General features: G+C 62.0%; 10 protein-coding genes and 1 pseudogene. 3 read left to right on the top strand and 8 right to left on the bottom strand.

Annotated features, from left to right (window positions below):
• Nucleotides 1-14 precede the first annotated feature (14 nt).
• Nucleotides 15-797, top strand: a complete 783-nt coding sequence (locus ACVI9W_RS07440) for a hypothetical protein (protein ID WP_461529638.1) — start codon at nt 15-17, stop codon at nt 795-797.
• 42 nt (nt 798-839) lie between these two features.
• Here the strand turns inward: ACVI9W_RS07440 and ACVI9W_RS07435 are convergent, their stop codons facing one another.
• The 8 genes and pseudogenes from ACVI9W_RS07435 to gap form a co-directional block, all read right to left on the bottom strand.
• On the bottom strand, nt 840-1,595 hold the full coding sequence (locus ACVI9W_RS07435) for a methyl-accepting chemotaxis protein (RefSeq protein ID WP_410457952.1): 756 nt from the start codon (nt 1,593-1,595) through the stop codon (nt 840-842).
• A gap of 102 nt (nt 1,596-1,697) precedes the next feature.
• A pseudogene (locus ACVI9W_RS07430) lies at nt 1,698-2,837 on the bottom strand (PDC sensor domain-containing protein); the annotation flags it as partial.
• 241 nt (nt 2,838-3,078) lie between these two features.
• Nucleotides 3,079-3,504: a YbaN family protein gene (locus ACVI9W_RS07425; protein WP_342623146.1), complete on the bottom strand. Its 426-nt coding sequence runs from the start codon at nt 3,502-3,504 to the stop codon at nt 3,079-3,081.
• A gap of 59 nt (nt 3,505-3,563) precedes the next feature.
• Nucleotides 3,564-4,178: a biliverdin-producing heme oxygenase gene (locus tag ACVI9W_RS07420; protein WP_038614293.1), complete on the bottom strand. Its 615-nt coding sequence runs from the start codon at nt 4,176-4,178 to the stop codon at nt 3,564-3,566.
• A 131-nt stretch (nt 4,179-4,309) separates the two neighbouring features.
• On the bottom strand, nt 4,310-6,904 hold the full coding sequence (locus ACVI9W_RS07415; RefSeq protein WP_461529637.1) for a TonB-dependent receptor: 2,595 nt from the start codon (nt 6,902-6,904) through the stop codon (nt 4,310-4,312).
• Between the two features lie 119 nt (nt 6,905-7,023).
• Complete coding sequence (locus ACVI9W_RS07410) at nt 7,024-7,986, bottom strand: FecR family protein (RefSeq protein ID WP_461529636.1); 963 nt, start codon at nt 7,984-7,986, stop codon at nt 7,024-7,026.
• Between the two features lie 68 nt (nt 7,987-8,054).
• The gene (locus ACVI9W_RS07405; protein ID WP_038614287.1) at nt 8,055-8,573 is read right to left on the bottom strand and encodes an RNA polymerase sigma factor; all 519 of its coding nucleotides are present in this window, start codon (nt 8,571-8,573) and stop codon (nt 8,055-8,057) included.
• A 72-nt stretch (nt 8,574-8,645) separates the two neighbouring features.
• A complete protein-coding gene (gene gap / locus ACVI9W_RS07400; RefSeq protein WP_461529635.1) occupies nt 8,646-9,647 on the bottom strand; it encodes a type I glyceraldehyde-3-phosphate dehydrogenase in 1,002 nt (333 codons plus the stop codon).
• 268 nt (nt 9,648-9,915) lie between these two features.
• Here gap and edd point away from each other — a divergent pair, with 268 nt between their 5' ends.
• Nucleotides 9,916-11,742 carry a phosphogluconate dehydratase gene (gene edd, locus ACVI9W_RS07395; RefSeq protein WP_038614283.1) on the top strand — a complete coding sequence of 609 codons (1,827 nt, stop codon included), beginning with the start codon at nt 9,916-9,918 and terminating at the stop codon, nt 11,740-11,742.
• On the top strand, nt 11,739-12,701 hold the full coding sequence (locus ACVI9W_RS07390; RefSeq protein ID WP_461529634.1) for a glucokinase: 963 nt from the start codon (nt 11,739-11,741) through the stop codon (nt 12,699-12,701). The genes edd and ACVI9W_RS07390 overlap by 4 nt, the downstream gene beginning before the upstream one ends.
• Nucleotides 12,702-12,758 lie beyond the last annotated feature (57 nt).

Raw genomic sequence — 12,758 nt, 5'->3', positions numbered from 1 at the left:
CTGCGAGAGCCCCCATGACAAACACTGATCTGAAGACCGACCTGCCAATCGGTTATGCCACTGCGACACTGGATCTGCCTGGCTCAGTCGCTAAGAATTTCAACGCTACCCACTTTGATGTTTACAAGTTGAACGGCGAGCTTCACATCTGGGCGCAGCAAGGCGGAGCAGACCGCTACGACGCGATCTTTCTGAGAATTCTCTATGACACCTCAATCAAAACTGGGGCTAAAGGTATCCGAGCTGCTTTCCTCACTGGGGGCGCAGGAGGTTATGCCGAAGAAGTGAAGCTGCTCGATTTCAAGTGGGGTGAAAAAAAATGGTCCGTGGAGTTGAAATTCGCGTTCAGCGTTAAATGCGAGCACGGGGAGTACAAAATCACGGACGGAGCGTTGAAACTAAGCTACGGCGAGCTCAGTGACCTGAAGGACCTCAAGGCTGGAACAGTGTCGGCTACCGTGGATCCGCCTGTGTTCCCAGGCTACGGATCGTTTCAAGCCAGCGGGCTCTCATTTCGAGACAGCGGTGCCGGAGTCCATAAGCTGTATGCCTGGCAAACCACCGCTGACTCGGAGCAAGCGATTGTCCTGCATATCTCCAATGAACACCCTGAAACCGTACTCTTCGGATTCTTCGGCATTGGCCATGGAAGCTATATCGCTGAGAACTACAGCCTGAAGAACGTCGAGTGGGACAAGGAAAGTCGCACCTTCAAAGCGCTATTTGAGTTCGATTTCAGCTCAGCCATTGATAAGCCGTATACCGTCCGCGCCGGGACAGTCGACCTGAGTTACTGATCGACTGTCTTGAGCGCTAGGCGCGGGCTTGCCCCGCGATGCTCAAACCCTGAACTGATCCATCAGCGCCATCTGCTGAGACGACAGGGTATTGAGCTGGCTGCTCACCTGCGCCGACTCAGCGGCTTGTCCGGTCAACGTCTCGGTCACCCCACGGATCGCCGAGACATTACGGTTGACCTCTTCGGCCACTGCGCTTTGCTGTTCGGCGGCGCTGGCGATCTGCAGGTTCATGTCGCTGATGACCGTCACCGCCTCGCTGATCCGGTCCAGGGCTTCGACCGCTTGGTGGATCTGTCCGGCGTTCTCCTGGGCCTTGCCGTGGCTTGAATGCATGGTCGCCACCACCTCGCGGGTGTTGCTCTGGATGCGCTCGATCACCTGACGGATTTCTTCGACCGAATCCTGGGTGCGCCGGGCCAGGTTGCGCACCTCGTCGGCAACCACGGCAAAGCCACGCCCGCTTTCACCGGCGCGGGCCGCTTCGATCGCAGCGTTGAGCGCCAGCAGGTTGGTCTGCTCGGCGATGCTGCGGATCACCTCCAGCACCGAGCCGATCTTTTCGCTGTTCTGCGCCAGCACTTCGACTTCGGTCACGGCTTTGCTCACCTCATCGGCCAGCAAGGTGATATCGCGGGTGCTGCGCTCGATGATTGCCATCCCGTCCTTGGCCGAACGGTCGGCGCCGCGCGCGGCATCGGCGGCACTGGCGGCGCTGTTGGCGACGTCATGGGCAGTGGCGCTCATCTCGTTGGAAGCGGTGGCGACCTGGTCGATTTCGCGGAACTGCACCTGCATGCCCTCGCTGGTGCGCTGGGCAATGGCCGAAGACTGGTCTGCAGTGCTGCGGGCCTGGGTGATGCTTTGCTTGATCTGGGCGATGGTCGGCTGCAGCTTGTCGAGGAAGCGGTTGAAGCCTGAGGTCAGGCGGCCCAGTTCGTCCTGGCGGGCGTAGCGCAGGCGCTGGGTGAGATCGCCGTCACCGCTGGCAATGTCTTCGAGCATGCTGGCCACGGTATTGAGCGGGCGGGTCACGCCGGTTGCGGTCAGCCACATCAACAGCAGACCGCCAAGACCGGCCAGGGTGGCGAACAGCACCACCTTGAGGGTGCCGCTGGTACGGGCCTGCTCAAGGGTATCTTGCAGGCTGATGGCATCCGCCAGCAGCACCTGCCTGGGCAAGTCGATGACGATGCCCCAGGCTTTGCTGTCGGCAGTCGGCTGCACAGGGGTGAGGGCGCGGATGGTTTCGCCCTGCTCAAGGATCAGCGGCTGGTTGGCGGCGAGTTTCTGCACGGCCTGCTGGCCTTCCAGGCCGAGGGTCTGGCCGATGTTTTTGCCGACCTTGGCGGCATCGTCACTATTGGCTGCCAGCAGTCCGCTAGGCGCGACGATCAGCAGATGTCCGGCGCCATTGAACAGTTCCTGCTGGGCCTTGGCGGCAGCGGCCTGGAGTGTATCGAGGGAAATGTCCACGCCGGCGGTAGCGATGACCTTGCCGTTTTGCAGCAGTGGCACGGTGATGCTGGTCATTAGCACCTGCTTGCCGCCGACGGTGTCGGAGTAGGGTTCGAGCAGGCAAGGGCGGGCACTGTTGCGTGAGCAGGTGTACCAGACGTTGTATGGGGTACCGCTGAGGTTGATGTCGGTCTTGTTCAGGTCGGTATCACTGATCACAGTATTCAGCGACTCGCCTTGCGCCCGGCTCCAGTAGCTGGCGAAACGACCACTTTCATTGCCCATGTGCTTGGCATCGTTGGCGAAGGCGCTGTCGTCACCTTCCAAGGCCTGGGGTTCGAACGCCAGCCAGATACCGAGCACCTTTGGGTTGCGTTTGAAGCTGGTGGCCAGGCTCTGGTTGATCGCTTCGCGTAGATCGCCTGCGCTCAGGCCACGCTCGCGGGCCAGCTTTTGCAAGTCCTGGACCTGATCGGCGAGGGCGATGATGACGGTCTGGCTGTCGCTGAAGGTGCGCCGCAGCAATTCGGCTTTTTCCCCGGCGCGGGCCTGCAGCAGCGCCTGGACGTTACGGGTAAGCATGGTGGTGCTGGCTTCGCCGACCAGCGCATCGCTCTGCTGCGATTGATAGAGGTTGATACCGACGACCAGTGCGACCACGCCGAGCAGGCAAAGGCCGGAGAGCAGGACGATTTTCAGGCGGATGGAGAGCGTGTCGAACATGGACGTACTCGCTAAAGACAGGCCAGAAGGGGACCGAACCGGGAGAAAGGTTCGATTCGCCACATCCATTTAGCGATATCAGGGCATCGGCTTTATAGCGTTAACCATGAGTGCTTGCCGATGAGCGGTCGGCGAGGCTCAAGGGCGCGGCTTCTGGCCGTGACCAGATCCACAGGTTGCCCAGCGCCATGCCGCCGATGGCGAGAAAGACCGGCCAGCGGTGCTCAAGGAACACCAGCATCAGGCTGGCGCACACCAGCATGCTGACGGTGGCGCTGAGTTTGGCGCGCCGCTGGATGACTTTGCCATTACGCCAGTTGTGCAGGATCGGGCCGAACAGTCGATGGTTTTCCAGCCAGGCGCTCAGGCGCGGGGAACTGCGGGTCGCGGCCCAGGCGGCGAGGAGAATGAATTCAGTGGTGGGCAAGCCGGGCACGACGATTGCGACCAGGCCGATGGCCAGGCTGACGTAGGCCAGAAGGCCAAACAACACGCGTGAGAGTTTCGAGGCAGAGGGGCGGGTCATGGCGTCGTCGGTAGCACGGGTAAGGCCCGGTTACCACGAGGGTAACCGGGTATGGCGCATCAGGCCAGTTCGGCTTTAGGCGCAGTCGCGTAAGCGTGTTTGAGCAGTTCGGTGAAGCGCTCGAATGCAGCCACGGCGCCTTGCTCGGCCTTGGCCTCTTCTTCAGGGCTCAGCTCCAGGCTGTCGAGGATGCGGGTGAACTGCTTCCAGCCTTCGGCACGACCACCGGCTGGTTCGCCCAGGTGGCGGGCGCCGAAGCTGTCAGACAGACCGAGGCCCACCGCACGCTTGATCAGGAACGCCGCGCCGAGTTTTGAGCCTTCGGAAACGAAGATCCAACCCATGGCTTCACCCAGGCTCGGGTTCTGCACGGCGCCAGCGAAGTCGGCGGGGATCTCGGTGTTGAGGTCCGCCAGGTCGAGGCCGGCCTGTTCGGCGCGGCAGCGTTCGGCCAGGTCCGGAACGATGGCGATCAGCTCGGGGTTGGTGTACAGCGCCTTGAGTTCGTTCTGGAACAGGTACTGGGCAACGACGAAACGAGCGAAGCTCTCGCGGGTTTCGAACGGTGCGTGGGATTTGACCAGGGCATCCAGCTCGGTATGCGGGGCATGGGTCAGCTGGTTCAGGCGTTGCGAACGCAGGCTGGCGCGTTCGGTGGTGGTTGCGGCGGTCATGGTGATTCCTTGCGAAATGGGCGTGTCTAGTGACTAGACGAACAAGGTGACGTGCGACAGTAAAAAATCCTCACCCCATCGCGGGGCAAGCCCGCTCCCACTGTAGGAGCGGGCTTGCCCCGCGATGCTTTTTAAATGTCCCAGATCAGGTTGATGGCAAAGTTTCGGCCAGGCATGGTCAGGCGGTCGAGGTTGGCGGGTGAGGTGACAGCTGCTTCACCGAGCCCGTCGTAGCCGCGTACGTCATCCCATTGCCAGTATTTCTTGTCGGTCAGGTTGTACAGGCCGGCGTTGACGGTGATGTCGTTGGTGACCTTGTAGTAACCGGTCAGGTCGAGCACCCCGTAACCCGGCGTGCGGAATTGTTTGCTGGTGCCGTCAGGCGCGAAGAAGGTGGTGTCGTCGACCCGATCCTTGCGCTTGACCAGGGTCCAGCTCAGCAGCCCGCCGTACTGTTCCTGCTCATAGCCCAGGCCCATCACTGCCGTCAGCGGGTTGACGCTGTTGAGCGGCTGGCCGGTGTCCTCGTTACGGCCGTAGGCATAGGCCAGCGAGCCCTGGGTGTACAGGCCATGTGGCGCGCCAAAGGCATCCAGGTTCAGGCGGCCCTTGAATTCGGCACCCTTGATGATGGCGTGCTTGATGTTGTTGGCCTCGAAGGTCTGGCCCAGGTTGCTGCCCTGTACGGCGTCTTCGTTGATGAAGTCGCGGTACTTGTTGTAGAACACCGCCACGTCGAAGTTACCGGCATCGAAGTTGCCCCGCAGACCGGTCTCGTAGCTCTTGCTGGTTTCCGGCTCCAGGTTGGAGTTGCCACGGACGCTGTAGCCCAGGCCCGGGTTTTCGAAGCGACCGTAGAGTGCTTTGGCCGTCGGGGTACGGAAGCCTTCGGCGTATTGGCCGTACCAGGTGTAGTTGTCGTTGAACGCATAGGTGATGCCGAACTTGGGCGATACCTGGTGCCACTTCTTCTCGCTATCGTCAACCGGGTCGGTGCTCGAGGCTTCGACCCCGCGCAGGTACTCGTCGGTCATGTGCGGCTTGAGCCGGGTGTAGTCATAGCGAACACCCGGCAGGAAGGTCCACTGGTTCCAGCGGATCTCGTCCTGGGCGAACAGGCTGTAGGTGTTGACCGTCGGGTCCGGGAAGTCGCTGACCAGTACCTGGCCATCACGCGGGCTGTCGGCGCCGATAGCTCTACAGGTGCCGCCGACGTTCAGACAGGTACCGGTACCGCTGCGCGAGCCGGTGACTTTCTGCTGCTTGAGGGTGGTGCCATAGGTCAGCAGGTGTTCGGTCTCACCGATGCTGAAGGCTTTGTCCAGCTGGGCATCGAAGATCCACTGGCGATCCTTGTAAGTGGTCTGGCGATCACGGAAGACCTGGCGCCCCCCGGCAACATAGAGCTCTTCGGTGCGCTGGTCAGTCTTGCCGATCTGATAGTTCAGGCTCCATTTCATGTTGTCGGCAAACAGGCTGCCCAAGGCGAACTCGTGGTTGATGCCGAAGCGCTCGCGGGTCACGGTGTCATTGCCGGTACGGTCGCGATAGGAGTTCATGGCACCGAAGCCAGGAATGAAAGGCCCGCCCACGGAGCTCTTCTGATCCAGGTCGCGGTCGTCCTTGTAGTTCTCGTAGGTGAAAGCCAGGCGCGCGTCGTCGGCATAGTTCCAGCCGGCCTTGGCGAGGATGTTGGTGGTGCGCACGTCTTCAGGGTTCGCCTCGGTCCGCTCAAGACCGGTGCCGCCGTGGCTGCCGTAGGACTCGGTCTCATGGCCATTGCGTTGGCTCAGGTGCAAAAGGCCGTCGAAATCACCCTGGCGTCCGGCAACGGTGGCCGAGTTCAGCCAGCTGTCATCTGCTGAGCTGTAACCGGTCTTCAGGCGCGCGCCGACGTCCTGGCCGGGCTTGATGATGTCGTCCGGGTCGAGGGTGAAGTAGCTGACCGCACCGCCGATGGCGTTGCTGCCGTACAGTACCGACGCCGGGCCGCGGAGGATTTCCACGCGCTTGACGATCTCTGGATCGACGTAGTTGCGTTGGGTCTGGGCGTAGGGGCCGAAGAAGAAGCTGTCGGGAATCGATACGCCGTCGATCTGGGTCAGTACACGCTCACCGTCGATACCGCGAATGTTGTAACCATTCAGGCCGCTGCGCTGGCCGGTGCCGCTCACCGATACGCCAGGCTCGTAGCGCACCAGATCCTTGATGTTGTTGACGTTCTGGCGGTCGAGCTGCTCACGGGTCTGTACCGAGACCGTGCTCGGCACCTGGCTGATGTCCTGGGCGCTGCGAGTAGCAGTAACAGTGATCTGCTGCAGGGCGATGGCGCTGGAGTTGCTGCGCTCGAGCACCACATTGCCAGCACTTAGCGTGCGGTACTTCAGGCCGGTGCCGGCGAGCAGGCGCTGCAAGGCGGCCTCCGGTTTCAGCGAGCCCTGCACGCCTGGCGACGCGACCCCCTCTGCCAGCTCGGCCGACAGCCCGACCTGCCAGCCGGTCACGGCGGTAAACGCGTTGAGCGCCGATACCAGCGGCTGCTGGCCAATTGCAAAGCGATAGTCACCCATGCGCGGGGCGCTGGCCTGGGCCGGCTCGGCGGCCAGTGCCGGCAGGCTGCAGGCGCCGCTGGCGAGCATGGCCAGGGTCAACAGGGAGAGCGTGCAACGCTGCAGGCCAGGTGTACGTGGGGTGTCTGAAGACCGACGAGTGAAACCGGTTGGCATCGAAAGCGCTCCCTGTCGCGCGAATGTTATAGGTGCTGGTTGATTCAAAAATAAGAATCAGTTGCATTGGCTATAACGAGACGTATCGCCTCAGGGGATCGCGTAAAAAAACTTTCCAGTCAGTTAAGAATGACCACGGCGGGGAACTCGTGCAGCTGCGCCGAAGTGATGTGGGCCAGGGCCCGCAAGGTTTCCACGGGTTGGTCGAGGCGGTAGTTGCCGGTGACTGCGACCTGTTCAAGGCGCTCGTTACCGGAGATGATCAGGCCCGGGTAGTAGCGGCGCAGTTCGGCCAGCACCTGGTTCAGCGGGCAATTTTCAAAGATCAGGCGACCCTGGACCCAAGCCAGGTCTTTTTGCGGATCGACGCGTTCGCGATCACCGAAGCCATTGGGGCCGACCCGAATGCTGTCGCCACTGGACAGGCGAATGCGCTGATCGCTGCTGGCCTGCAGGTCGACATCGCCGCGTTGCACCCGCACCAGGGCTTCGCCGTCGAGGTAACGCACGGCAAAATCGCTGTCGCGCACACTGGCGCGCAGCGGGCCTGCCTGCAATTCCAGCGGCTGGTTGCGGCCGGCGGGCACCTCGAAGAACGCTTCGCCCTGGTACAGGCGGGCGACGCGCTGGCGGGTATCGATGTCGCTGGAGAATGCGCTGTTGGTGTTGAGCAGTACCCTGGAGCCGTCCTCAAGCTGCAAGCGCTGGCGCTCACCGACCACGGTCAGATGATCGGCCTGCAGACGCACCGGCAGATTACCGACGGTAAACACCCCGATCAGCAGTACCGCAGCCGCAGCCAGGGGCTTCCAGTGCGGGCGCAAGTGCGCCAGGCGCGAAGGGCGGTAAGTCTGGGCGATCTGGCTGGCGGCCTGACGCACGGTGTCGCCTTGCCACAGTGCCTCGGCTTCGACATAGGCCTGGGCATTGGCTGGATCTGCTTCCAGCCAGGCTTCGAAGGCGCGGGTGTCGTCGGCGCTGGCGCATTGCAGGCGGATCAGCCAGTCCAGCGCCTGGTCCATGGCACTGTCGCAGGCAGCCGGGTCTGGCGGCGAAGGGCGGTCAGGGGCGCTTTCGGTCACGGAAAATCCTGGGTGGTCTTGTAATGCTGCTAATGATCAAGCGTAACGGCGCAGGTGGCAAGCCAGGGTCAATCGCGGTTCAGACGATTGGCCACGCCAACACAGATAGCCATGATCAGTTTCAGTTCCTTCTGAACCGTGCTGGCCGAGACGTTGAGCTGTTCGGCAATTTCCAGGTAGCTGGCGCCGTGCAGGCGGCTGAGGATGAAAATCCGTTGTTGTCGCGAGGTCAACTGCCCGAGGCTGACGCTCAGGCGCTTGAGCAATTGCTCGGCATGCGCTGCATCTTCGGCGCTGCTGCTGGGCGCGGCGACGTTGTGCAAAACCTGCTCGGGCACATCATCAACCAGGTTGCGCGATTGCGCCCGGCGCGCGCGCAAGTGGTCGAGGGCCAGGTTGCGGGCGGTCTGGAAGACGAAAGGTTCAAGGTGCTCGACCGGCCGTTCGCCCAGTGCCCGGGAAACGCGCAGGTAGGTCTCCTGCAGCAGGTCTTCGGCGGTGCTGGGGTTGTCGACCATGCGCTGTAACGTGCGCAGCAGGCTGACCCGCTGAGCGAGGAATACAGTGTTGAACCGGGACTGACTCACAGCGATACCTGACCAATGCGAAGCGAATGATAATGCTTATCATAAGCGAATTGGTCAAGTATTGGTTCGCTCCTACTGCGCGTTACACAACGCCAGGCAGTTATCCAGCATACGGTTGGAGAACCCCCACTCATTGTCATACCAGGCCAGCACTTTGAGCATTCGCCCGTTGGTACGGGTATGGTTAGCATCGAAGATCGACGACAAGGGGTTGTGATTAAAGTCGCACGACACCAGCGGCAGGCTGTTGTAACCGAGGACCTTGGAGTGACGGCTGGCTTCCTTGAACAGGTTGTTGACCTCTTCGACGCTGGTATCGCGCTTGAGGTTGACGGTCAGGTCGACCAGCGACACGTTGATAACCGGTACCCGCACCGCCATGCCGGTGAGTTTGCCGGCCAGCTCCGGTAGCACCAGACCTACGGCTTCGGCCGCACCGGTCTTGCTCGGGATCATCGACTGGGTCGCCGAGCGGGCGCGGAACGGGTCGCTGTGGTGGATGTCGGTGAGGCTCTGGTCGTTGGTGTAGGCGTGGATGGTGGTCATCAAACCCTGCTCGATGCCCAGTTCGCGGTGCAGCACCTGGGCGATTGGCGCCAGGCAGTTGGTGGTGCAGGAGGCGCTGGAGATGATCTGGTGCGAGGGGCGCAGAATGTCGTGGTTGACCCCGTAAACAATGGTCGCGTCGGCGCCCTTGGCCGGTGCCGAGATGATGACTTTGCGCGCCCCGGCAGTAAGATGAGCAGTTGCCTTGGCGCGGTCGGTGAAGTGGCCGGTGCATTCGAACACTACATCGATGGCTTCGGCCTTCCACGGCAGCTCGGCCGGATTGCGGATGGCACTGACGGCAATGCGGTCGCCATTGACGGTCAGGCTTTCGTGATCGAACTCGACATCGGCAGCAAAGATGCCATGAACACTGTCGTACTTGAGCAGGTGCGCATTGATCGCGCTGTCACCCAGATCGTTGATCGCGACGACCTGCAGGTCCTGACGGTAGCCTTGGGTATAGAGTGCGCGAAGGACGTTGCGGCCAATGCGGCCAAAGCCATTGATTGCGATACGAAGGGTCATAGAGCTACCTCTGGTAGACCGGGTGAAGCCCGTGGCAAATGGGAAATCGCTTCACTGAATCTTATTTTGTTGTTGGAATTACAAGATTATTCGTAAAAAAATAGAAAACAAGCCTTTTTGCTGGCAGTATTTTATTCAATCTACAACGAGCGATCGGCCAAGCCGTTCCTCCCGCAACCGTTGCCCCTGCCTTTGAGCCTAGGTGGCGATTGTTGATAAGGGAAACTGCCGCAGAGGTCGCAACCACCGATAGCCTGGAGTCCAGTACATGCATCCGCGCATTCTTGAGGTCACCCAACGGCTGATCGACCGCAGCCGTGCCACCCGTGAACGCTACCTGCAGTTGATTCGCGGGGCTGCCAGTGACGGGCCGATGCGGGCCAAGCTGCAATGCGCCAACTTCGCCCACGGTGTGGCCGGCTGTGGCACCCAGGACAAGAACAGCCTGCGCATGATGAACGCGGCCAACGTCGCCATCGTGTCGGCCTACAACGATATGCTCTCGGCACATCAGCCCTACGAGCATTACCCTGAACAGATCAAGCAGGCGCTGCGCGACATTGGCTCGGTTGGCCAGTTCGCCGGTGGCGTGCCGGCCATGTGTGATGGCGTCACCCAGGGCGAGCCGGGCATGGAGCTGGGGATTGCCAGCCGCGAAGTGATTGCCATGTCCACGGCCATCGCCCTGTCGCACAACATGTTCGATGCGGCGTTGATGCTCGGCATCTGCGACAAGATCGTTCCGGGGTTGTTGATGGGCGCGTTGCGCTTCGGTCACTTGCCGACCCTTTTCGTCCCCGGCGGGCCGATGCCTTCAGGCATTTCCAACAAGGAAAAAGCCGACGTGCGTCAGCGCTATGCCGAGGGCAAGGCCAGCCGCGAAGAACTGCTGGAATCGGAAATGAAGTCCTACCACAGCCCCGGCACCTGCACCTTTTACGGCACCGCCAACACCAACCAGTTGCTGATGGAAGTGATGGGCCTGCACTTGCCGGGCGCGTCGTTCGTCAATCCCTACACGCCACTGCGCGATGCCCTCACCGTCGAGGCCGCGCAACAGGTCACGCGCATGACCAAGGCCAGCGGCGACTTCATGCCCTTGGGCGAGATCGTCGACGAAAAGTCCCTGGTCAACTCCATCGTTGCCCTGCACGCCACAGGCGGTTCGACCAACCATACCCTGCACATGCCGGCGATTGCCCAGGCGGCCGGCATCCAGCTGACCTGGCAGGACATGGCCGAGCTGTCCGAGGTGGTGCCGACCCTGTCGCACGTCTACCCGAACGGCAAAGCCGACATCAACCATTTCCAGGCAGCCGGTGGCATGGCCTTCCTGATCCGCGAGCTGCTCGATGCCGGGCTGCTGCACGAAGACGTCAACACCGTGGCCGGCCACGGCCTGCGTCGCTATACCCAGGAGCCGTTCCTGCAGGATGGCAAGCTGGTCTGGCGCGAAGGGCCGCAAGCGAGCCTGGACGAAGCGATCCTGCGTCCGGTCGCGCGGCCGTTCTCCCCGGAAGGCGGGCTGCGGGTGATGGAAGGCAACCTTGGCCGCGGGGTCATGAAGGTCTCCGCTGTCGCGCCTGAGCATCAGGTGGTCGAAGCCCCGGCGCGGGTGTTCCATGACCAGCAGGCACTGGCCGATGCTTTCCAGGCCGGTGAGCTGGAGTGCGATTTCGTTGCGGTGATGCGCTTCCAGGGCCCGCGTTGCAACGGCATGCCGGAGCTGCACAAGATGACGCCATTCCTGGGCGTGCTGCAGGACCGTGGCTTCAAGGTGGCATTGGTGACCGACGGGCGCATGTCCGGCGCGTCGGGAAAAATTCCGGCGGCCATTCATGTCTGTCCGGAAGCCTTCGACGGCGGCCCGCTGGCTCGCGTGCGCGATGGCGATATCGTGCGGGTCGATGGCGTTGCCGGCACCCTGACGGTCAAGCTCGATGCCGCTGAGATGGCCGACCGGGAAATCCCGCCAGCCCCGACCGGTAACGATCTGGGCTGCGGGCGTGAACTGTTCGGCTTCCTGCGCATGGCCCTGAGCCCGGCAGAGCAGGGCGCCAGTGCCTTCACTTCAGCCCTGGAAACCCTCAAATGAAGCGTGCCCTGGTCGGTGATATCGGTGGCACCAACGCCCGCTTTGCCCTCTGGGAAAACAACCGGATGCACTCGGTCCAGGTGTTCGCCACCGCCGATTACACCAGCCCTGAGCAGGCCATCGGCGCCTACCTGCAGGCACAAGGGCTGAGCAAGGGCGACCTTGGCGCAGTCTGCCTGGCGGTGGCGGGACCGGTCAGCGGCGATGAGTTTCGCTTTACCAACAATCACTGGCGGCTCGGTCGTCAGGCCTTCTGCAAGGCCCTGCAGATCGAGCGGCTGCTGCTGATCAATGACTTTACCGCGATGGCGCTGGGCATGACCCGGCTGCAGCCCGATGAGCGCCGCACGGTGTGTGCTGGCGAGCCAGAAACAGGGCGTCCGGCGGTGGTGATCGGCCCTGGAACCGGCTTGGGCGTGGGCACTTTGCTCGGGTTGGAGGATGGCCGCTGGATGGCATTGCCGGGTGAAGGTGGACATGTCGACCTGCCGGTGGGCAACGCCCGCGAGGCGCAGATCCGTGAACAGATCGCCAGCGAAACCGGTCATGTCAGTGCCGAGACCGTGCTCAGCGGCGGCGGCCTGTTGCGTTTGTACCAAGCCATTTGCGCGCTGGACGGGCAACCGGCAACCTTGCAAAGCCCTGCGGCGATTACCGATGCAGCGCTGGCCGGTGAGCCGCTGGCGCTGGCGGTGATCGAGCAGTTTTGCCGCTTTCTTGGGCGGGTGGCCGGCAACAATGTGCTGACCTTGGGTGGGCGAGGTGGGGTATACATTGTCGGCGGCATCATTCCGCGCTTCGCCGAGCTGTTTTTGCGCAGTGGTTTTGCCGACAGCTTTGCCGCGAAAGGCTGCATGAGCGGCTACTTCAAGAATGTCCCGGTGTGGCTGGTGACCGCTGAGTTCTCCGGTTTGCTCGGAGCTGGTGTGGCTCTGCAACAATTGGAGGCAACAACCTAAGGGTGGGAGCGGGCTTGCCCCGCGATGCGATATGACTGACAAGCCTCAATCGCGGGG

The sequence above is a fragment of the Pseudomonas sp. 210_17 TE3656 genome (assembly GCF_054821965.1).
This window is presented reverse-complemented; position numbering and strand designations above follow the sequence as displayed.